The sequence below is a fragment of the Gordonia sp. LUNF6 genome (genome assembly GCF_047041125.1).
GTDB lineage: Bacteria > Actinomycetota > Actinomycetes > Mycobacteriales > Mycobacteriaceae > Gordonia > Gordonia sihwensis.
Genome location: NZ_CP178181.1, coordinates 1,052,889 through 1,074,406, shown reverse-complemented (window position 1 = coordinate 1,074,406; position 21,518 = coordinate 1,052,889). Strand labels below are relative to the sequence as shown.

Sequence of the window (21,518 nt, the reverse complement as noted above, 5' to 3'; positions counted from 1 at the left end):
AGAAGGAGGTGGCGCGATGCGCCGCGAAATCTACACCGAGGACCATGAAGCTTTCCGGGAGACGATCCGGGCGTTCATCGAATCCGAGATCGTGCCCGTCTACGACGAGTGGCTCGAGAACGGCATCGTGCCGCGCGACTTCTACCTGAAGATCGGCGAGCTCGGCGTCTTCGGCATCGAGGTGCCCGAGGAGTACGGCGGCGCGGGCGTGGACTCGTACAAGTACGAGGCCGTCCTGACCGAGGAGATGGCCCGCGCCGGCGTCAGCCTCGGCGGCTCCGCGGCACACATCCCGCTGTGTCTCCCTTACCTCCTCAAGCACGCCAACGAGGAGCAGAAGAAGCGCTGGCTGCCCGGCATGGCGTCCGGCGAGACCATGTTCGCCATCGCGATGACCGAGCCCGGCACCGGCTCCGACCTCGCGGGTATGCGCACCACCGCGAAGCTCTCCGAGGACGGCAGCCACTACGTCCTCAACGGCGCCAAGACCTTCATCACCGGCGGCGTCAACGCCGACCGCGTGATCGTCTGCGCACGCACCTCGGCTCCGAGCGAGACCGATCGCCGCTTCGGCATCACCCTCCTGGTCGTCGACACCAAGTCGGAGGGCTACGCCGTCGGACGCAAGCTCGACAAGCTGGGTCTGCGCACCTCCGACACCGCGGAGCTGTCGTTCACCGACGTCAAGGTCCCCGTGGAGGACCTCCTCGGCGAGGAGAACCAGGGCTTCTACTACCTCGGACAGCACCTGCCGCGCGAGCGCCTCTCGATCGCCGTCGGCGCGTACGCGCAGGGTGCGGCGGCGATCCGCTTCGCCAAGGAGTACACGCAGGAGCGTCAGGTGTTCGGCAAGCCCGTCGCCGCGTTCCAGAACACCAAGTTCGAGCTGGCCGCGTGCAAAGCGAAGGTCGACGCGATGGAAGCGGTCGTCGACCGCGCACTCGAGGCCTACGACAAGAACGAGCTGACCGCCGCCGATGCCGCGTCCGCGAAGCTGTTCTGCACCGAAGCCGCGGCCGACGTGATCGACCGCTGCCTGCAGCTGCACGGCGGCTACGGCTACATGAACGAGTACCCGATCGCCCGCCTGTACGCCGACAACCGAGTCAACCGGATCTACGGCGGTACGAGCGAGGTCATGCGCTCGATCATCGCCAAGGACATGGGTCTGTAAGGGGACATCCGACCTCCGACGCTCTAGTCTCGGGCGCGTGAGCCATCGACTGCCCGAGCCGGAGCCGAGAGACGACCCACCGCCGCGTGCGGAGCGACGCCGAAAGGCCGACGTTCCGCACGCGGCGGCGCATTCCGGCCATTCGCACGGCCATCATCACGGCGGCGGCGACCTCCCGGGCCAGCTGACTCGCTACGCGAAACCGGTGGTGATCGGACTGCTGTCCGTCGCCGCACTCGCCGTCGGCATCGGGATGATCGTGCTGTGGCCGGGCCACGCCGACCGCCCGATTCCCATGCAGTTCCGATCCGCCACGGGCGGTCCGATCCAGGTGTCCGATGCCGAGGTGATCTCGCAGATCAAGGCCGACTGCTCGTCACCGGCGACGGGCGTGGCGTCCGCGGAGTTCCCCACCGTCCCGACCACCGGTGGCCCGTGCCGGGCGTCGATCCTCAAGCTGACGTCGGGCCCTGACTCCGGGCGCTACACGGTCCTGATGATCGCGACGAACGCCGCTCAGTCTGCGGACGTCCCCGGTGCGCCGGCGGCCGACCCAGCCACCGCAGACGAACCACAGCCCGGGCAGCCCACGCTTGAGAAGGGCGACGCGATCCGCGTCAGTGCGATGCCTGGCCCGGACGGCCGCGCCCGCTACGGCTTCTACGACTACCAGCGGGGAACCGGCATCATCGTCTGGGCCATCGCCTTCGTGCTCGCGATCATCGCCGTCGCGACGTGGCGCGGCGCCCGCGCGATCGTCGGTCTGATCGTGGCCTTCGTGGTCCTCGGCTTCTTCACTCTGCCATCGATCCTCGACGGGCATTCCGTGGTCGGCGTGGCGGTGGTCTCGGCGGCCGCGATCCTGTTCGCCGTCCTCTATCTCGCGCACGGCTTCAATCTGCGGACCAGTTCGGCTCTGCTCGGCACGCTGGCCTCACTCGTCCTCGCGACCGTCCTGAGCCGTCTGGCGATATCGACGATGAGTCTCACCGGACTGTCTGCCGAATCAACCGCCAATCTGCAGTTCTACCAGGGCACCATCTCCCTCAACGGACTGCTGCTGGCCGGATTCGTGATCGGCACCATCGGAGTCCTCAACGACGTGACGATCACCCAGGCGTCGGCGACCTTCGAGCTCGCCGCGATTCCGGGACAGACCCGCCTCGGCGCATTCCGCTCGGCGATGCGCGTCGGGCGGGACCACATCGCCTCGACGGTGTACACGCTCGTCTTCGCCTATGCGGGCAGCGCCCTGCCCCTGCTCCTGTTGTTCTCGGTGGCGGCTCAGCCCTTCAGCTCACTGATCACCAGCGAGGAAGTCGCGATCGAACTGGCGCGCGCCTTCGTCGGCGGCATCGCTCTCGCGGGCAGCGTGCCGCTCACCACCGCGATCGCCGCCGCACTTGTGAGGCCGGGCGCACAGGCAACGGAGAAGTGAACGAGTTCACCTTGCACGGAAAGTGGTACTGACTAACAATCGTTAGCATGTCATCGATTCTCTACCGCGTCGGACGGTTCTCATTCCGGCACAAATGGTGGGTGCTCGCCACCTGGGTGGCCGCGCTTGTGATCGTCGCGGGAGCCGTCGGCGCACTGCAGCCGAAGTTCGCGCAGGACTTCGACCTGCCGGGCACGGACGGCGGCGTCGCGATGGAGCAGCTGCAGGAGAACTTCCCCGCGCAGAACAAGCAGCAGGAGGAACCGTCGACGATCGTCGTCGTCGCGGCGGACGACGGTCTCGCCCGCCATGCCGACGAGATTCAGTCGCTGGTCGCCGACCTCAAGACGCTCGACGAGGTTGACGCCGGGACGGTCTTCGACCCGCTCGCCGTCGCGGCCGCTAAACCGGAGATGGCCTCCGCCGTCATCGGCGACGGCGGCAAGATCGGGCTGATCAGCGTTCACCAGAAGATCAATCTGATGGACGTGGACGTCGCGACCAAGAATCAGCTGCTCGACGTGCTGGAGAAGCATCGCGGCGACGGCCTGAAGGTCGAGGCCACCGGCGGCGTCATGTCGGCGCAGGAGCCCGCGGGCAAGGCCGAGCTGATCGGCTTCGCCATCGCCTTCGTCATCATGATCATCGCCTTCGGCGCGCTCATCGCGGCCTTCATCCCGTTGGTGACCGGCATCGTCGGCGTCGGACTCACGATGATGCTGGTGACTCTCTCAGCCGAGGTCCTCTCCATCAATCAGGCCGCCACGGCGATCATCACCATGCTCGGAATCGCGGTCTCGATCGACTACGCACTGTTCATCGTCTCGCGCTACCGGTCCGAAGCCGCGCGAGGCGGTGACCGAGCCGACGCCGCGGGCCGCGCCGTCGGCACCGCCGGATCTGCGGTCGTCTTCGCCGGCCTGACGGTGATCATCGCGGTGGCCGCCCTGATGGTCATCGGTATCCCGATCATCACCCAGATGGGCCTCGGCGCGGCCGTGGCCATCCTCGTCGCCGTCCTGGCCGCGCTGACCTTCATTCCGGCGCTGCTGGGCGCCTTCGGTCGCTTCGCCTTCACACCCCGGATTCCGTGGATCAGGCACGCCGAGGAATCGAAGGACTCCGACTCCCTCGGAGTCAAGTTCGGCCGGACTCTGGTCAACAAGCCGATTCCGTTCGTCGTCGCCGGCCTCGCGATTCTGATCGTCGCGGCCATCCCGATCAAGAACATGACCCTCGGTATGGACACCGTCACCGACGACCAGGTGGCCGGACAGGAGTTGATGGCGAAGGGCTTCGGCGCCGGTGTCGCAGGTCCGCTGGTGGTGGTGATGCACACCGACGAGGGCACCATCGACGCGGCGGCGAACACCGCCGTCGCCAAGATCAAGGCGCTGCCCGGCGTCGCGGCGCCGGAAATGGTGTCCTGGACCGGCAATGGCCCGTCCCCGCAGAACCCGAACGCGGGCGCGGATTCGGCGATGATCATCGTCACGCCGCTCAGTTCGCCGTCCTCGCCGCAGACCCACGACCTGGTCGAGGCCATCCGCGACACCTCCGGGGCGGTCGAGGCACAGGGAGCGGAGATTCATGTCGGCGGCCAGACGGCGATCATGTCCGATCTCTCGGCGAAGCTCGACAAGGCACTGATCCCCTACCTCGTCGTCGTGGTGGGTCTGGCCTTCCTGATCATGATCGGGGTCTTCCGCTCCATCTGGGTTCCGCTGATCGGCACCATCGGTTTCGTGTTCTCGATGCTGGCGACGTTCGGCATCACCACGGCCATCTTCACCGACGGCACCTTCGGCCTGATCGACCACACCAAGCCGCTGCTGTCGTTCCTGCCGATCTTCCTGATCGGCGTCGTCTTCGGCCTCGCGATGGACTACCAGGTGTTCCTGGTGACCCGCATGCGTGAAGAGTTCATTCACGGCATGAGCGCGAAGGACGCGATCGTCGCCGGCTACCGCCACGGCGCCCGCGTGGTGGTGTCCGCCGCAGTCATCATGATCAGCGTCTTCGCCGCGTTCATGCTGTCGCCGGACACGACCGCCAAGATGATGGGCTTCGCCCTCGCGATCGCCGTCTTCTTCGACGCCTTCCTCGTCCGAATGGTCATCGTTCCGGGCCTGCTGGCGTTGCTCGGCAACCGCGCGTGGGGTCTGCCCCGCTGGCTCGACAAGCTGGTCCTCAACTTCGACATCGAAGGCGAGAAGGTCCGCGACCGCGGCCTGCCCTCGACCGAGACACCGGTGGCGGTGGGCGGCAACAGCCCCGAGCCGAGCCCGAGCGGGACGGCATAGAGTACGGACATGAACGACAATCCGACCGCCGCGGCCCCGAGGACCTCCTCGGGGCCGCGGCCCGGTTTACGCGAACGCCAGAAGGCCCGGACTCGGGCCGACATCCGGGCGGCAGCACTCGAGCTCTTCGACCGGAACGGCTACGAGGCGACCACCGTCGCGCAGATCGCCGAGGCGGCTAATGTCTCGCACACCACGTTCTTCCGCTACTTCCAGTCGAAGGAACAGGTCATCATCAGCGACGACCTGGATGACGAGCGCGACGCGATCCTCCAGGAGATCCCCGCCGGTCTGAGCCACTTCGGTCTCGTCCGCGAACTCATCACGCGGATGTACCGGATCGCGGAGAAGGACGAGTGGGCGGCCAATCTCGAACGGCTCCGGATTCTGCACAGCGAGCCGAGCCTGCGCGCGACGTACCAGTTCGAGTCCGACCGCGTGATCTCAGCGGCGACCGACTACTTCGCCGACTATCTCGGCGTCGCGCACGACGATTTCCGGCTCCGCGTGTTCGTCTCCGCAGTCTCCGGAGTGATGTTCCATCTCACCGACATCACCCGCACCGGCCTGGCCTCACTCGACGAATGCCTCGCAGCCCTCGACCTGATGGAGCAGGGGCTGCCGGTCTGACGGGTCGGCTGTGGGTCGGCTGATGGGGCACCGGCTACCCGGTGCGGTCGGCGCCCCGCTCGAGACCGGTATCTCGGCCGCGTCCGCAGTACGCTGAATCCGTGGGTGGCGTGATGGGTGCGATCGGACACTACTGGTGGTTGATCTTCGTCTTCGGCGGAACGATCGGCGGTGCCGTACGTGCGCTCGGGGCATGGAACGAGCGTCGCGCCGAGCGACGGCTCGAGCGCTACCGCCTGCGGCAGGAGGCCAAGGTCGCGCTCGCCCGGGCCCAGAGCCGGGCCCGGGTGGATGCCGAATCGCTCGAGCGCGATCTGCGTCGCGCGGTCACCGAGCACCAGACCACCGACGATCGATGGTTCGGGTACGAGACGGATCTGGCGACCATCCTCGACTACCCGATGCTCGTCGACCTGCGCGAACCGCTGACCGCGGAGTTCCATCGCGCGCGCAGCCGCGCCGAACTGCTGCGTCCGTCTCCCGACGACACCTCACCCGAGGCCGTCGAACGCTATCGCGACGCCGTCCACGATTACGCGACAGCACTCGACGTGGCCGAGAAGGAGGCGCGCAGGCGCAGGCGCGGCGATTTCAATCCGGCCGAGCAGGAACGTCTCGCCCGTGCCCAGCGGCTGCTGAATCTGGCGGGCGACGAGGCTGCGAGTCCGCAGGAACGACAGCAGGCTTATGCTCGGGCGCGGCGGGAACTCGACGGGCTGATCGACCTCCCCGCGGCCGGCGCCGCGGAATTGGAGCAGCGGCTGCGCGTCGCATTGGAGGGACCGGCCCGCCCCGACAGTTGAGGACGCCGATGACCAGTGCTGACCGATCCGATTCGACCATCGGGCCGTATCGGCTCGTCCGACTCCTCGGCCGCGGCGGGATGGGCGAGGTGTACGAGGCGATCGACACTGTCAAGGACCGGACGGTGGCACTCAAACTCCTACCTCCCGGCCTCGCCGGCGACGACGCCTTCCGAGCGCGCTTCATGCGCGAATCACAGACCGTCGCCAGGCTGAACGACCCGCACATCATTCCGATCCACGACTTCGGTGAGATCGACGGTCGGCTCTTCCTCGACATGCGGATCGTGCACGGTCGCCACCTCCGCGCGCGGATCGACGACGGTCTGCGCGATCCCGGCCTGGCCGTCCATGTGATCGAACAGGTCGCTGCGGCGCTCGACGCCGCACACGCCTCCGGTCTGCTGCATCGAGACGTGAAGCCCGAGAACATCCTGCTCGACGGCCGGGACTTCGCGTACCTCGCCGATTTCGGACTCGCCCAAGCCGCCGGTCAGACTCGTCTCACGTCGACGGGAATGGCGATCGGTTCGTTCGCATACATGGCGCCCGAACGGTTCGGCTCCGAGACTCCGGTCAGCCCGCGCAGCGACGTGTACGCCTTGGCATGTGTCCTGTACGAGTGCCTCACCGGTTCCACGCCCTATCCGTCGACGAGCATCGAACAGGTCATCGCCGGCCACCTGAGCCGTCCGGTGCCACCGACGGGCACACCGTTCGACGCCGTCATCGCCGCGGGCACCGCCAAAGACCCGGCCGACCGAATCGCGTCCGCGGGTGCGTTCGCCGCTGCCGCCCGAGCGGCCCTGACCGGGCAGCGCCCCGCGGCGCCGATCCCCGCGGCACCGATTCCCGCGGCACCCATTCCCGCGCACGCGCCGACAATGGTCGCTCCGAAACCGGTGCCGACACCGACGACCGCACCGCGATCGAACCGCGCCCGAAACGGCGTCATCGCCGCCGGCGTGGCCGCCGTGGTCCTCCTCGCCGCTGGGACGATCGCCTGGCTCTACTCGTCTGGAACCGGCGGTCCCGATACGGCCGCGGCGACCAGCACCCTCAAGCCCGCGCCGGTCACCCAGACTGCGACGGTCGGAGGCACGGGGACGGTCGGAGGCACGGGGACGGTCGACGGCACGGGCGATCGATCGGAGTCCACACTGACCGAATCGGCTCACGCGGAGCCGACGCCGGTCGACGAAGTCAGTCCCGTCCCCGGCCTCGGCGCCGGAGATCTGGGCCTGCCGACACCCATCAGCCGGCCGTCGTGCAACGGGCAGGCCGTCACCGTCGTCTACAACGCGGTCACGCCGGGTGCATATGCGGCTGAGATCGCCGCGGCGCTCGCCCGGTACCCGGGTGCCTCCTATCTGCGTACCGATCACTCCTGCGCATCGCTCAAACAGTCAGAGAACGGGAACCCCGTCTACGCCGTCTACTACCCCGGTTCGTCACCGGCCGCCGCATGCGCCACCACCTCGCGCCTGCGCGGCGGAGCATACACGCGACGTCTCGATGACGTGACGCCCGTCGGTACCGACATCTGCTGAGGAGTCAGCGCGTCACCGATTCACCGGAACCCGCCACGACCTGCGGCGATGCACACCGGCCCGACTCGAGTCGCCGACCGGTCGAAGGCGTTCACCTTGAGGCGTTACCATCCTGCTGTGCTGGAAGATCTCAACAAGAAGGCCAAGAAGGCCGGACTCCACGTCGCCGACGCGAAGAAACGTGACCGTTACAGCATCCGAAAGGTCAAGAACGGCAAGCTCGTGGCCAAGAATGTCGACGCCGAGGAAGCTCTCCGAGTCATCAAGCAGTACAAGTGAATCCGATGTTGCACGCCGTCCGTAGCGCCCTGTTGAATCCGCCGCAGACCCTCGATGAACTCCGGCACATGCTCGGTGGGCGGCAGCGCGACCTGCACGGCGCCACCGTCGTCATCACCGGCGCTTCCTCCGGGATCGGTGAATCCGCGGCGCGGCTGTTCGCAGCGCGCGGCGCCACGGTGATCACCGTCGCACGACGGCCCGATGCTCTCGACGCGGTATGCGACTCCATCACCGTCGACGGCGGCACGGCCTTCCCGGTCACCGCGGACCTCTCGGATCCCGACGACGCCAAACGCCTCGCCGACGAGATCCTCGCGCGGTTCGGCGTCCCCGACATCCTCATCAACAACGCGGGGCGCTCCATCCGCCGATCAGCCCTCGACACGGTGGAGCGCTTCCACGACTACCAGCGCACGATGGCCCTCAACTACTTCGGGCCGGTCCAACTCGTTCTCGGTCTGCTGCCCGCGATGGTCGAGGCCGGGCGCGGACACATCATCAACGTCGTCACCTGGGGTGTCAGTGCCGGCGCGATGCCCAAGTTCAGCGCGTACCACGCGTCGAAGGCCGCGCTGGCCGCCTTCGGCCGGTCGCTCGACGCCGAGTGCCGGGGCACCGGAGTGGCTGTCACCAATGCCGGTTTCCCGCTCGTCCGCACTCCGATGATCGCACCGACCGCCGACTACGCCGACGCCCCCGCTCTGACCAGCGATGAGGCAGCGGCCTGGCTGATCCGCGCCGCCGACACCCGGCCCGCGGAACTCTATCCCCGGTACGCCCTGGTGCTGCGCGCCGTGGCCGCCGTGTCACCGCGGCTGGCCGGTCGGCTGACCGCCGGTCTCGGAATCTGACGGCTCGCGCGGCCCGCGTCGGTCAGTCGGGCGGCGTCCGGCCCTCGGGACGGTGCGCTGCGATCCACTCGGTCACATCGCGCAGAACGGCGTCGTGCTCGGGCTCGTTGAAGATCTCGTGTGCGAGTCCGTCGTAGATCTTCACTGTGACGTCGCCGCCGGCGAGCCTCCCGACCATTCGGGTACCCTCCGGATTCGCGAGCCTGTCGCCGCCGCCGTGCAGCGCGAGCGTCGGCGTCGTCAGACTCGGCAACCGATCCGGGAATGTGGCCATCGTCGAGATGAGGGCGCCCCCGAGACCCGCCGGGATCTTCCCGTGCCATACCAGCGGATCGGCCTCATACGCTGCGACCACATTCGGATCGCGGCTGACCGCCGACGCGGGCAGTGCGGTAGCCGGCAGTCGCGGCACCAGCCTGCCGATCACCGGGGCCAGCCTGACCATGAAGCCGGGGAGATCGTCGCCCGGCACGAGTGCGGCCCCCGACAGCACCAGCCCGTCCAGAACGCCGGGATGCTCGAGCGCGTAGTCGAGTGCGATCGCGCCGCCCATGCTGTGCCCGATCAGGAAGGTGGGGCCGTCGCCGCGGTCGGTCTGCTCGATGACCGTGTGCAGGTCGCTGGTGAAGTCGCGGAAGTCCGTCACCCCGAGCCGTCTCCCGCCCGATCTGCCGTGTCCCGCATGATCGGGAGCGACGACCACGTAGCCGAGGTCGGTGAGCCTTTGCGCGACGTGCCGATAACGTCCGGCGTGCTCCCCGAGACCGTGCGAGATGATGACGACGCCCACCGCCCCGGACTCGGGACGATGGACGTCGTAGACGATCGAGACGCCGTGGACGCCTGCCACGGACAGCGTTTGAGATCTCACTCCATCATTCTGCGTTACGCCGAGTGCCGACCGCGAGCTTTCCGTTCTCGAACAGCAGCGGATACAGCACGCCGCCGATCAGGCCGCCGATCAGCGGAAACACGAAGAACGCCCACAGCTGGCCGGGCGCGCCGTCGCCGTTGAAGAACGCCACACCCATCGACCGCGCGGGATTCACCGAGGTATTCGAGATCGGGATCGAGATCAAGTGGATCAGGGTCAGCGTGAGGCCGATCGCCAACGGGCCGAAGCCCTTCGGCGCGCGACCGTCGGTGGCGCCCAGGATGACGATGATGAAGAAGGCGGTGAGCAGCACCTCCGCGATCGCGACCGCGGCCAGAGAGTAGCCGCCGGGAGAGTGATCGCCGAAGCCGTTCGCCGCCATGTTTCCGGTCGCGTCCCAGCCGGGCTTGCCCTGTGCGATACCGAATATCGCGGCACCCGCGATCAGACCGCCGACGAGCTGCGAGATCCAGTATCCGGGGACGTCGCGCCACGGAAGTCGCCCGCCGACTGCGGCCCCGAGAGTGACGGCGGGGTTGAAGTGCCCGCCGGAGATGTGACCCACCGCGTACGCCATGGTGACGACCGTGAGACCGAAGGCCAGTGCGACGCCGAGGAAGCCGACGCCGACCTGGATCTGCATCACGTCGCCGCTGTCGTTGGTGGCGTCCGCGACCTGTTTTGCGGCGAATACCGCGGTACCCGCGCCGCCGAATACGAGCCAGAATGTTCCGAACAGTTCAGCCAGCCATTTGGCCGGAGTGGAGACGGATTCCGTCATAGGGCCCTCCTCGTTCGATGTCCCCTTGTCGGGCGACACTACGAGATCTCGGCCACAATCGGACGAATCGTGTTTCAGCTGAGACCAATTCGCGATGCGATGCCCCGGCCCATCGCCTCGATCGTGTGCCCCGCGTTCTCGATCATCTCGATCGGCCGGAACGCCGGTTCCGCCACGGCGACGATGGTCTCGACACGTCCGACGACCTTCTCCAATCGCACCACCACGGCGGCCATCCGGCCGACGGTCTCGTCGACCTTCGAGAGGGTGGTGTTGAGCTCGTCGAGGGTCACGTTGAGCTTCTCGATCGTGGAGTCCAGACCGTCGATCGTCTTGCCCATCGAGCCGAGCACCGGCCCGACATCGCCGAGGATGCCCTCTACCTGATCCACCGTCTGATCTGCGTTGAGAGCGGCCTGAGCCAACTTCCGCAGGCGCTGACGATCTCCGCCGCGGGACGGGCGGTCGACGATCGGATTGATAGCCATGACTGCGAGTATGACGGGTTCTTCGCGGAGATGGAACAAATCTCGGCACGATGGCGTTTCAGATGAGTGAAGTCGTTCAAATCTGAACTACTCATCCGATCAGGAGGACGCCATGCCCGCCGTCACCGCAGACACCTCGACCCTGCCTCGACTCTCGGAGACCACACCGACCAGCACCGACCGCACCGTCACCGGCATCACCACCGGCCCCCGCGGCTACGAGGGCGAGGGCTTCCCGGTGGTCCGCGCCTTCGCCGGAGTGCCCGCGCATCGCCTCGACCCGTTCGTTCACATGGACCAGATGGGCGAGGTGGAGTACGAGCCGGGCGAGCCGCGCGGCACCGACTGGCATCCGCATCGGGGATTCGAGACGGTCACCTACATGATCGACGGCCGTTTCCAGCACCAGGATTCCACCGGTGGCGGCGGGCTGATCGAGAACGGCGCCACCCAGTGGATGACGGCGGGCTCGGGCATCCTTCACATCGAGACCCCACCGGCGGAGCTGGTCGAGTCCGGCGGTGCCTTCCACGGCATCCAGCTCTGGGTGAACCTACCCGCAGCCGACAAGTTCCTGACCCCGCAATACCAGAACCTCGAGGGCGGACAAGTCGAGTTGCTCGCCTCCTCGGACGGCGGCGCACTGGTGCGCATCATCGCCGGCGAGATCGACGGCCACCACGGTCCCGGGTCCACCCACACACCGATCACCTTCGCCCACGCAACCGTCCAGCCCGGGGCTCGGCTGTCGGTGCCCTGGCGCACCGACTTCAACGCGCTCGTCTATGTTCTCTCCGGGCGCGGTCGGGTCGGCGCCGAACAACGCCCCATCGAGGGCGGACAACTCGCGGTGCTCGGCGCCGGCGATCGGATCGCCGTCTCAGCGGACGCCGCTCAGGACTCGAACCGCCCCGCTCTGGAGGTCCTGCTGCTCGGCGGTCGCCCCATCCGCGAACCCGTCGTCCAATACGGACCGTTCGTCATGAACACCCGGCAGCAACTGATCGAGGCGATGGAGGACTACCGGGCCGGACGATTCGGCCTCATTCCGCCGAACGCCCTGATGCCGCACGTCGCACGATGACCGATCCAGCCGCCCGGGCGGCGTGGCGACTGTTCATCGAGAACTCCGCTCGACTGCAGACCGAACTCGACCGGCGACTGCGATCGTCCGCGGGCATGTGTCTGGCCGACTATCACGTGCTGCTCCTGCTGCACGAATCTCCCGACCGCCGACTGCGGATGAACGAACTCGGTCGGCGCATGGTGTTCTCCGCGTCGCGGCTGTCGTATCAGGTGGACGTCCTCTGCCGTCGCGGCTGGCTGCGCCGGGAGAACGCCGCCGAAGACCGTCGCGGCAGCTATGCGGTCCTCACCGAGGACGGTGCCGCGGTATTCGAGGCCGCGGCCCGCGTCCACGCGGCCGACGTCGACGAACTGTTCTTCCATGCCATCGGCGACGGCGACGCCGCCGCGCTCGCCGGTGTGATGCGCCGTCTCGCCGACCACCTCGACCGAAATGAGAACCGATGACTGTCACCGTGATCCCCGCCGCCGATCGCCATTTCTGGTCCAACGAATGGCTCAGCTCCCGGCAGTCGTTCCCGGGAACGGGCAACTTCGACATCTTCGCGAACGCACACGGCGTGCTCGCGATGCACAACGACGACGTCGTGGATCCCGGCGAAGGGCTCGACGCCCATCATCACCAGAACATGGAGATCGTGACCTGGGTGGTCGAAGGCTCGCTCATCCATCGGGATTCGCACGGTCACACGGTCACTCTCGAAGCGGGTCAGGCCGGAGCCATGACGGCCGGGCGGGGCATCACCCACTCCGAGCGCAACGCCGCCTCGCGCGCGTCGGGGCGACGCCTGCGGGTGATCCAGATGTGGGTGCCACCGCATGCCGCTGAACTGGAACCCGACCACGGCTACCGCGACTTCGGCTCCCGGCTTGCCGCGGGCGACCCGGTGGTCGTGGCGTCCGGACGACCGCAGCACGCCGGATCCGACGCGTTGACGATCGCCAACAGGTACGCCGCCCTGCACGTCGCGCGCCCGCGTCCGGGACGGGCGATCACCCTGCCGGCCGCCCCGTTCGCCCACCTGTTCGTCGTGCGCGGCGAGGTCTCCACGAGCAGCCGCGAGCTCCCCCGGGCCCCGATCGCCGAAGGCGACGCCGTGCGGTTCACCGACGGCGGCGAGGTCACGCTGGAAGCGAGCACCGACGCCGAGATCCTGTACTGGGAGATGCACGCGAGCTTCGACGCGGCTCGTCCGGCGTGAGAACGGCCCGCGTGCCATCCTGGAGGACATGAGCCTCGTGGACCTCACCCCGGAAACTCTGGCCTCCCGCGTCGACGACCTGATGGATCGCGCTCGCGCCGACCTGGCGCAACTGGTCGCGTTCCCCTCGATCCACATCGATCCCGCTCGCGCCGATGCGAGCCGGGCCAGCGCCGAATGGGTGGCGCGGGCTTTCTCCGAGCTCGGCTTCGACACCGAGGTCATTGTGACCTCCGACGGCTCGCCCGCCATCGTCGGTCATCGCGCCGGCCCCGCAGGCAGTCCCACGGTAGCCCTCTACAGCCATCACGACGTCCAGCCCGCGGGCGATGAATCCTTGTGGCGGACAAAGCCTTTCGAACTCGTCGAGGACGGTGGACGGTGGTACGGGCGCGGCAGCGCCGATTGCAAGGGAAACGTGGTGGCTCACCTCACCGCGCTGCGCGCCCTCGGCGACGGGGCCGCGTGCAACGTGCGGTTGATCATCGAGGGCTCGGAGGAGGCCGGGGGCGAGGGACTCGATGAACTCGTCCGCACCCGCCCGGACCTGTTCGACGCCGACCTGATTCTGATCGGCGACACCGGGAACATCGCTGTCGGTGTCCCGACCCTCACCACCAGCCTGCGCGGCGTCGTGAACGTGAAGGTGACCGTCTCCGCCCTGGAGAACGGCGTCCACTCCGGAGCTGCGGGCGGCCCCGCGCCCGACGCGATGGCGGCGCTCGTCGCCGGACTCGCGTCGCTGCGCAACGCTGCGGGCGACACCACGATCGACGGTCTGCGCAGCGACCAGAAGTGGGAGGGCTTCGCATTCACTCCCGAGCAGTTCCAGGAGACCGTCGGCGCACTGCCCGGCACCGAGGTCCTCGGCAGCGGCACGCCTGCCGACATGGCGTGGGCCCGCCCCGCGGTCACCGTGATCGGGCTCGACGCTCCGAGCACGGACGAGTGCGCTGCGGCGATCATGCCGACCGCCGCGGCGATGCTCAACCTGCGCGTGCCGCCCGGCACCGATCCGCGGGAGTCGTACGAGTTGCTCGTCGCTCATCTGCGCAAGCACATCCCGTGGGGTGTGCGCGTGGAGTTCGAACCGGACGCCTTCGGGGGTCCGTTCTCCGCCGATCCGACCGGTCCGGGCTACCGGCAACTCATCGATGCGATGTCGACCGCGTACGACGGTCTGCCGGTGCAGTTCTCCGGTCAGGGCGGATCGATTCCGCTGTGCACGGTGCTCGCCGAAACGGTGCCGCGCGCAGAGATCGCGCTGCTCGGAGTCGAGGAACCGATGTGTGCGATCCACGCTCCCAACGAGAGCGTCGACCCCGGCGAGATCCGTCGCACGGCCCTCACTGAGGCGATTCTCTTGAGTTCGTTCGGTCGCTGAGCCGCCCGGGGACACGCCGGGGACGCAGCCGGGTTCAGCGCACCGGATTCGCAGCCGGCGGGCACTGCCCGGCCGGCATGTTCTTCAGGTTTCGCTGCACCCAGTCGCCCAGGCGAGTCAGCATGGCGGCACCGTCCTCGAAACGTCCGCTCGCGGGGACGGCCACCAGGCTCACGCCGACCCGGCCACGAGGCGTGGTCGCGACCGCGAGTTGCCGCACGACGTACTTGCCGGTCGCGTCCGACACCGGGCCCCAGCCGCCCTTCACTGCCGTCTGAACGCCCTTCTTCCCGTTCGCCAGCCCCCACCGCTGATTCGGTCCCACCGAACTCATATAGGCGAGGAGCGGATCTGATCCGGCCAGGCAGGGCAGATTCGCCGCGAACACCGATTGATCGGTGGTCGCCCACTGGGTGGCGCCGGGATAGCTCGCGGGGCGGCTCAGCTCGGACGAGATCCGCGTCCGAGAGTCACCGCCCTCGCGCAAGACCGCACTGACGGCGTCGATCGCCTGTCGCGTCGAGCCGAGTGAGTCCCAGATCGCCTCGGCCGAAGCGTTATCCGAGTCTCGGATCGACTTGGTCTCCATCGGCTCGAGGCCGGCGACGTGGGCCCGTTCCGCGGCCACCGCAACCGGCGCCTTCAGCGTCGACCACGCCCGCGCCGTCCGCACCGTTCCGAAGAACAGCGGCTCACCGGTTCCCGTCGCGGTGACGGCGAGACCCACGCGCCCAGGATTCGCCTTGACGATGCTCTTGCTGAGCTTGTCGAAGCTCTTACCCAGGTCGACCGGCGGCGGCGGACTCGGAATCCCCGGAATCGCGGGCAACGGCGGAAGCACATTCGGCAACGGCAGCGGCGGTGCGGCCTGCGCCACCCCGCTACCCGCGGCCGTCACCGCAACCGCCGCGCAGACTGCCGCACACCATCGAACCATTCGCAACACAAGCACCTCTTGCAACATTGACAACTTCAGTCACATTAGTGCAGGGCAATCGCCACCGACAGCGTCGTACCGCAGACGCAATCGCAGCGTTGCGGACGTGTTACCGGGGCGGCGGTGTCAGACGGCGGAAGTCACGAGGGGCACCGTCCACCGGGCAGCGCCCCGAGGTGCTTCGAGAGCCACTGGGCGACACCGTCGAGCACCTGGGTTCCGGGCTCCATCGATCCCGCCGACGTCTGGGTGCTCATCGCGACCCCGACCTGCCGGCCGTCGCGCAGCGTGAGCAGACCGATCTGGCGGACCAGGTAGCCGCCGGAGACACTCGGTCCCCAGCCGCCCTTCACCGCGGTCTGGCGGCCCGGTACGGACTCGAGCCCCCATTGCTGGTTACCGGCGACGTTCCGCATCAACGAGACGATCCGCCCGGTGTCGGGCAGGCACGGCAGATGCGCCGAGAACACCGCCGCATCCGCCAGACGCCACGTGGTCTGCCCGAAGACCGTGAACTCCGGGCGCAACCGGCGCGAGGGCACCGTGGTGTGTTCGTCGCCCCCTTCGCGCAGTACGCGCGTCACGGCCGCCGCGGCCTCCGCCGGCGACCCCAGCGACGCCCACAGGGATTCAGCGGCGGCGTTGTCGGAGGCCACGATCGCGGCCGTCTCGGCGTCACTCGGCCCGTTCTTCCGCTGCGCGGCAACAGCCAGAGGCACCTTGATCGTCGACCACGCGACCTGCGGTGACTGGTCACCGAAGGTCATCGCCGCACCGCCGCCGACCGGAACGAGAGCGAGCCCCACGGGAGCGGCCAGCGTCTTGGCCATCGCGTCGAAGCTCGCGGTCAACGCCGCATCGGTCGTCGCCGCCTCGGTGCGCGACGCCGGGCCGACCGGGTCGGACGACGCAACCGGTGAGCCCGCGGTCTCGGTCACCACGACGGTGGCCACCGCGTGTCCGTCGCCGTCGGACGTCCCGCACGCCGCGGTCGGGACCAGGCACGCCACCGCAGCCGCCACCGCGGCCGCCCGGCGTACCGCGGTCCGCCTCGTCACCGTGATCCGCCGAGTCAGAAGATCACCACCACTGCGTTGTTGCCTCCGCGGCACACCACTACTCCATCCTCTGGATTGCACGACATCGTGTAGCTGCGACCGGTCACCGGGCTGTCCGCCACCACGGTGCGAGCCTGTCCCTTCGGCCCGGCCGCGAGATAGGCCGACTTCACGTTGAACGCGAACTCACAGCTGGTGACGCTCGAGGCGACGCCCACCTCCGAATCGCAGTTCGTGGTACCCGGCGGAGGGGTGGCCGCGACAGTGGTCGGCGGCACGGTGGTGGTGATGGTGGTCGACGACGGTGTCGCGGTCGTGCCGGCGCCGCCGGAGTCACGGAAACCGAACCAGTAGACACCCAGACCGATCAACGCCAGCACCAGCAGACCGATCAGCGCCCCGAGCACGACGGGCAGCGCGCGACCGTCGCCGTTCGGCTGCGGCGGATAGTACTGCTGGGGTTGGGAGAACTGGGGCTGCGCGAACTGGGGCTGGGAGAACTGGGGCTCCGGGTAGGCCTGCGATTCCGGCAGCGGCGCCGTCTGCGGGCGGGCCCCGAGGACCGTCGGATCGTAGGCTCGAGGACCCGTCTGCACGGACGTGGTCGGCGCGGACGCACTGTCCGGCCAATGCCCCTCGAGCGCGGCCCGAGCGGCCGCGGCCATCTGTCCCGCCGAACCGAATCGCGCTGCGGGATCCTTCGCCAGACCCCGAACCACCACGGCGTCGAGCTGCGGCGACACCGAAGGCGCCGACTGCCGGGGCGAGGGCACCTCGTTCATCACGGTGGCCCGCACGATCTGGCTGACCGTGGCCCCCGGGAACGGCGGCTTGCCGGTGAGTGTCTCGAAGAGCACCGCGGCGAGCGAGTACACATCCGACATCGCACCGGACGGAACACCGTCGAGTTGCTCCGGCGCCATGTACGCGAGCGATCCGATCGCGGTCCCGGCCTGAGTGAGCCGCGTGTCCGCCGCCTGATGCGCGATGCCGAAGTCGACGAGGTAGGCGAAGTCGGTGGCCGTGACGAGGATGTTCTCCGGCTTCACATCGCGGTGCACCAGTCCGACCGAGTGAGCGGCGTCGAGCGCCTCGGCGATCTGCGAGATCAGCCCCACCGCGTCGGCGGGCGCCATCGGGCCGGTCCGACGCAGCCGTGACCGCAGATCCTCGCCGTCGACGAGCCGCATGTCCAGGTAGAGGACGCCGTCGATGGCACCGTAGTCGTGAATCGGAATGATGTGCGGCTCGCCGAGCCGTGCGACGGCCTGCGCCTCACGCCGGAAGCGCTCCTCGTACGTCTCGTCGCCCGCGAAACGCTCGTGCAGCAGCTTCACCGCCACCTCGCGGTCACGCACCGTGTCGTACGCCCGGTACACCTCGCCCATGCCGCCGTACCCGAGAAGAGCGTCGAGCCGGTAGGGCCCGAACTGCGTGCCGACCCGAGAACCCTGTTGTGCCATGCGGACCATCCTTCCTCATCCCTCCGACAGGGCGTGCCGGGAAGGTCCGGATCTCAGTGAGAGGGCCTCCACGCCGACATGCCGAGGAAGACCATCACCAGTTGTTTCTCGGCGCGTTCGACCAGCGCGCGCTCGGTGGACTCCCGGCCGTCGCCGTCGAGAAGCTCGGCCACCGTGGTCATCATGATCGTGACGATCAGATCGGCGGCGACTTCGAGATCGTCCACGCCCCAATCGGCGAGCGCGGGAACACGGGCCAGGTCGATCGCCAGTTCACGCGAGAACAAGCGCAGCTCGGTCGCGATCGCCCGGCGCACCTCGGCGACGCCGCCGTGGCGTTCACGCACCAGGAAGCGGAACTGCGCCTCGTCGCCGTGGACCTTCTTCAGCAGGGTCGACAGCGACTCGCGCGCGGTCGGCATGCCTCGCCCGGCCAGATCCCGTCTCGCCTCCCGCAAGGCGCCGCGCAGCACCCGCATGGCGTCTTCGACGAGTGTCACGCCGAGGTCTTCCATCGACGCGAAATGCCGATAGAACGCGGTGGGGACGATGCCCGCCCCGCGCGCCACCTCGCGCAGGCTGATGCTTCCGAAAGAACGGTCGTCCACCAAGTCGATCGTGGTGTCGAGCAGCGCCTGCCTGGTCTGCTCCTTCTTCTCCGCACGACTGCCCCCGGACCCCGGCCGCGACCGCTTCGCGCGCACCTTGCGCGGCGTCGTGCCTGGTGAGTCGGGAGAGGAAGTCACAAACCCGAGTCTAGGCGGTCGGGATCGGCGCCCGGTCCCGCGGTGGGCGAGCGCACGTGACGGCAGACACACCGGCAATGCCTTGACACCCCGGCGCGGTCATATGTCATGCTCGTTTGTGTACAGACGTTCACTGAAAGTGAACGACGATCCTCAAAGGAGGAACGATGGCCAGCAAGATCGCCCGCCTCGTCGAGACGATTGTCGAGGCGACCGCCACCCCGTACCCCGTCGATCGTTACCTGGAACTGATCGATCCGATGATCACCTGGCGCGACACACGCGCCAAGGTCACCGACGTCCGCCTGCAGACCGACCGATCGGTCACCCTCACCCTGCGCCCCACCCGCCAGTGGTCAGGCCATCGCGCAGGGCAGTACATCGAGGTCAGCGTCGTAGTCGACGGCGTCCGCCACCGTCGGTTCTTCTCCCCGGCCAACGCCGAGCAGAAGGCCTCGGAGATCGAGTTGACCGTGACCGCGCACTCCGGCGGCTTCATCTCCCGCTACCTGCGCGAGCAGACCCGCCCCGGGACGGTCCTCACCCTGAGTTCGGCCACCGGAGAGTTCGTCCTCCCCGACGTCCGCCCCGACCGGACCGTGCTCGTCAGCGGCGGCAGCGGGATTACACCTGTCCTCTCAATGCTGCGCACACTGATTGTCGAAGGACACGACCGCCCGGTCACCTTCGTGCACTATGCGCGCACACCGGAGGACGTTCCCTACCGCGCGGAACTCGACGCGCTCGATCGCACCCTGAACCACGTTGACGTGCGACTTCACTACACCCGCACGGATACTCCCGAGCACTTCCACGACGACCACTTGGACGGCGTCGCCGACGTCGACGGTGCACAGGTGTTCCTGTGCGGACCCCCGGCCCTGATGAACGCGGTTCGCGAGTACGCGGACCGGCGCGACCTGGCCGACCGACTGCACACCGAAGCATTCACCGTCGACACCTCGCCGGTGCTCGACCCCGACCAGCCGATCACCGGCGACGTCACTTACACCGCGTCGGACGTCACCACACCGAACGACGGTCGCACGCTGCTCGAACAGGCCGAAGCGGCCGGGCTGCGTCCCGAATACGGATGCCGCATGGGCATCTGCTTCTCCTGCACCAAGGTCCGCAAGACCGGGTGCACCCGAAACATCCTGACCGGAGAGCTCGACTCCGAGCCCGATCAGCACATCCAGATCTGTGTCAACGCCCCCGTCGGCGACGTGGAAATCGAGGTTTAGCAGCAATGGCCATCAATATCAGCGACTACTTCCGCACCGAGACCGCCCCGGCGGCGGGCACCCGAGTCGACCTCAGCTACGAGCAGGTGGAGCAGTTGGGCCGGGAGCTCGACGAACTCCGCGCACGTATCGTGGCCGACCTCGGCGAGTCCGACCGCGAGTACATCTACTCGATCATTCGCGCGCAGCGGAAGCTCGAGTTCGCCGGCCGCGCGGCGATGTTCGTTCCGTTCCTTCCGCCGGTATGGCTCGCCGGCGTCGCGTCGCTCGGGATCGCGAAGATCCTGGACAACATGGAGATCGGCCACAACGTGATGCACGGCCAGTACGACTGGATGCGGGAGGACACCTACAACTCGCGCGAATTCGACTGGGACAACGTCTGCCCCGGTGACCAGTGGAAGCACAGCCACAACTACCTGCACCACACCTTCACCAATGTGCTCGGCGAGGACCGCGACATCGGCTACGGAATCCTCCGCATGGCACGCGACCAGAAGTGGCACCCGTACTTCCTCGGGAACCTCGCCTACGCCACCGCGCTGATGGTGCTGTTCGAGTGGGGTGTGATGCTCCACGATCTCGAGGCCGAGAACGTCATCCAGGGCAAACGCAAGTGGAGCGACGTCAAGGGGCTGCTGGGCGGAATGTGGCGCAAGGCACGCAAGCAGGTCGCCAAGGACTACATTCTCTGGCCCGCGCTCACCGGACCGTTCTTCGTCTCCACCCTGGTCGGCAACGCCGGCGCCAACCTGGTCCGCAACATCTGGGCGTACTCGATCATCTTCTGCGGTCACTTCCCCACCGGCGCTCAGACCTTCACCGCTGAGGAATGCGTCGACGAGACCAAGGGCCAGTGGTACGTGCGGCAGATGCTCGGGTCGGCCAACATCACCGGCGGCCGGCTCTTCCACATCATGAGCGGCAACCTCTCCCACCAGATCGAGCACCACCTGTTCCCCGACGTCCCGGCCAACCGCTACCCGGAGATGGCGGTCGAGGTCCGCGCGATCTGCGAGAAGTACGGTCTGCCGTACAACACCGGTCCGCTCCGCAAGCAGCTCGGCTCCACGTGGATGAAGATCGCGAAGCTGTCGCTGCCGAACTGGATGACCCGCGACGACAACGACATCGTGGTCAACATCGAGCGTTCGAAGGCCGTCGACGCCGCCTGAGGGTCGGACACGCCTAAGATCGTCCCGTCGACGGTGCACCGAGGGCAAT

Annotated in this window: 21 protein-coding genes; 14 read left to right on the top strand and 7 right to left on the bottom strand. The window is 68.0% G+C overall.

Annotation, left to right across the window (positions count from 1 at the left end; translation table 11 throughout):
- The first annotated feature begins 16 nt into the window (after positions 1-16).
- The 8 genes from ACK8HH_RS05035 (at position 17) to ACK8HH_RS05000 (ending at position 9,031) form a co-directional block, all read left to right on the top strand.
- Entirely contained in the window at positions 17-1,174 is a 1,158-nt protein-coding gene (locus ACK8HH_RS05035; RefSeq protein WP_006897546.1) for an acyl-CoA dehydrogenase family protein, read from the top strand.
- Positions 1,175-1,211: 37 nt separating this feature from the next.
- The gene (locus tag ACK8HH_RS05030) at positions 1,212-2,612 is read left to right on the top strand and encodes a YibE/F family protein (RefSeq protein WP_006897547.1); all 1,401 of its coding nucleotides are present in this window, start codon (positions 1,212-1,214) and stop codon (positions 2,610-2,612) included.
- A gap of 47 nt (positions 2,613-2,659) precedes the next feature.
- Positions 2,660-4,915 (top strand): MMPL family transporter, encoded by a 2,256-nt coding sequence (locus tag ACK8HH_RS05025; RefSeq protein ID WP_006897548.1) that lies wholly within the window; start codon positions 2,660-2,662, stop codon positions 4,913-4,915.
- Positions 4,916-4,924: 9 nt separating this feature from the next.
- The gene (locus ACK8HH_RS05020; RefSeq protein ID WP_346075889.1) at positions 4,925-5,545 is read left to right on the top strand and encodes a TetR/AcrR family transcriptional regulator; all 621 of its coding nucleotides are present in this window, start codon (positions 4,925-4,927) and stop codon (positions 5,543-5,545) included.
- 113 nt (positions 5,546-5,658) lie between these two features.
- The gene (locus ACK8HH_RS05015) at positions 5,659-6,348 is read left to right on the top strand and encodes a hypothetical protein (RefSeq protein WP_006897550.1); all 690 of its coding nucleotides are present in this window, start codon (positions 5,659-5,661) and stop codon (positions 6,346-6,348) included.
- A gap of 8 nt (positions 6,349-6,356) precedes the next feature.
- Positions 6,357-7,898: a serine/threonine-protein kinase gene (locus ACK8HH_RS05010; protein WP_346075887.1), complete on the top strand. Its 1,542-nt coding sequence runs from the start codon at positions 6,357-6,359 to the stop codon at positions 7,896-7,898.
- A 117-nt stretch (positions 7,899-8,015) separates the two neighbouring features.
- Positions 8,016-8,177 carry a hypothetical protein gene (locus ACK8HH_RS05005; RefSeq protein ID WP_006897552.1) on the top strand — a complete coding sequence of 54 codons (162 nt, stop codon included), beginning with the start codon at positions 8,016-8,018 and terminating at the stop codon, positions 8,175-8,177.
- Positions 8,174-9,031, top strand: a complete 858-nt coding sequence (locus ACK8HH_RS05000) for an SDR family NAD(P)-dependent oxidoreductase (RefSeq protein ID WP_082781352.1) — start codon at positions 8,174-8,176, stop codon at positions 9,029-9,031. The genes ACK8HH_RS05005 and ACK8HH_RS05000 overlap by 4 nt, the downstream gene beginning before the upstream one ends.
- A gap of 22 nt (positions 9,032-9,053) precedes the next feature.
- Here the strand turns inward: ACK8HH_RS05000 and ACK8HH_RS04995 are convergent, their stop codons facing one another.
- The 3 genes from ACK8HH_RS04995 to ACK8HH_RS04985 form a co-directional block, all read right to left on the bottom strand.
- The gene (locus ACK8HH_RS04995; RefSeq protein WP_006897554.1) at positions 9,054-9,902 is read right to left on the bottom strand and encodes an alpha/beta hydrolase; all 849 of its coding nucleotides are present in this window, start codon (positions 9,900-9,902) and stop codon (positions 9,054-9,056) included.
- 4 nt (positions 9,903-9,906) lie between these two features.
- The gene (aqpZ, locus tag ACK8HH_RS04990; protein WP_006897555.1) at positions 9,907-10,686 is read right to left on the bottom strand and encodes an aquaporin Z; all 780 of its coding nucleotides are present in this window, start codon (positions 10,684-10,686) and stop codon (positions 9,907-9,909) included.
- Positions 10,687-10,760: 74 nt separating this feature from the next.
- Positions 10,761-11,174, bottom strand: coding sequence for a hypothetical protein (locus ACK8HH_RS04985; RefSeq protein WP_006897557.1), 414 nt, complete (start codon positions 11,172-11,174; stop codon positions 10,761-10,763).
- 112 nt (positions 11,175-11,286) lie between these two features.
- On the opposite strand from ACK8HH_RS04985, the gene ACK8HH_RS04980 reads away from it, so the two are divergent.
- Genes ACK8HH_RS04980 through ACK8HH_RS04965 form a run of 4 tightly spaced genes read left to right on the top strand, consistent with a single transcriptional unit; the run spans position 11,287 to position 14,846 of the window.
- Complete coding sequence (locus ACK8HH_RS04980) at positions 11,287-12,258, top strand: pirin family protein (protein ID WP_006897558.1); 972 nt, start codon at positions 11,287-11,289, stop codon at positions 12,256-12,258.
- Entirely contained in the window at positions 12,255-12,707 is a 453-nt protein-coding gene (locus tag ACK8HH_RS04975) for a MarR family winged helix-turn-helix transcriptional regulator (protein WP_346075873.1), read from the top strand. The genes ACK8HH_RS04980 and ACK8HH_RS04975 overlap by 4 nt, the downstream gene beginning before the upstream one ends.
- On the top strand, positions 12,704-13,462 hold the full coding sequence (locus ACK8HH_RS04970; protein ID WP_346075871.1) for a pirin family protein: 759 nt from the start codon (positions 12,704-12,706) through the stop codon (positions 13,460-13,462). The genes ACK8HH_RS04975 and ACK8HH_RS04970 overlap by 4 nt, the downstream gene beginning before the upstream one ends.
- Positions 13,463-13,490: 28 nt before the next feature.
- Positions 13,491-14,846, top strand: a complete 1,356-nt coding sequence (locus ACK8HH_RS04965; RefSeq protein WP_346075869.1) for a dipeptidase — start codon at positions 13,491-13,493, stop codon at positions 14,844-14,846.
- A 34-nt stretch (positions 14,847-14,880) separates the two neighbouring features.
- On the opposite strand, the gene ACK8HH_RS04960 is transcribed toward ACK8HH_RS04965, so the two are convergent.
- The 4 genes from ACK8HH_RS04960 to ACK8HH_RS04945 form a co-directional block, all read right to left on the bottom strand.
- Positions 14,881-15,744 carry a hypothetical protein gene (locus ACK8HH_RS04960; RefSeq protein WP_006897562.1) on the bottom strand — a complete coding sequence of 288 codons (864 nt, stop codon included), beginning with the start codon at positions 15,742-15,744 and terminating at the stop codon, positions 14,881-14,883.
- 179 nt (positions 15,745-15,923) lie between these two features.
- Complete coding sequence (locus ACK8HH_RS04955) at positions 15,924-16,841, bottom strand: hypothetical protein (RefSeq protein WP_222111297.1); 918 nt, start codon at positions 16,839-16,841, stop codon at positions 15,924-15,926.
- Positions 16,842-16,855: 14 nt separating this feature from the next.
- Entirely contained in the window at positions 16,856-18,304 is a 1,449-nt protein-coding gene (locus ACK8HH_RS04950) for a serine/threonine-protein kinase (RefSeq protein WP_039867852.1), read from the bottom strand.
- Between the two features lie 53 nt (positions 18,305-18,357).
- On the bottom strand, positions 18,358-19,050 hold the full coding sequence (locus ACK8HH_RS04945) for a TetR family transcriptional regulator (RefSeq protein WP_006897565.1): 693 nt from the start codon (positions 19,048-19,050) through the stop codon (positions 18,358-18,360).
- A gap of 167 nt (positions 19,051-19,217) precedes the next feature.
- On the opposite strand from ACK8HH_RS04945, the gene ACK8HH_RS04940 reads away from it, so the two are divergent.
- Together ACK8HH_RS04940 and ACK8HH_RS04935 are read left to right on the top strand one after the other, a co-directional pair.
- Entirely contained in the window at positions 19,218-20,294 is a 1,077-nt protein-coding gene (locus ACK8HH_RS04940) for a ferredoxin reductase (RefSeq protein WP_062368026.1), read from the top strand.
- Positions 20,295-20,299: 5 nt separating this feature from the next.
- Positions 20,300-21,469, top strand: coding sequence for a fatty acid desaturase family protein (locus ACK8HH_RS04935; protein ID WP_006897567.1), 1,170 nt, complete (start codon positions 20,300-20,302; stop codon positions 21,467-21,469).
- The last annotated feature ends 49 nt before the right edge of the window (positions 21,470-21,518 follow it).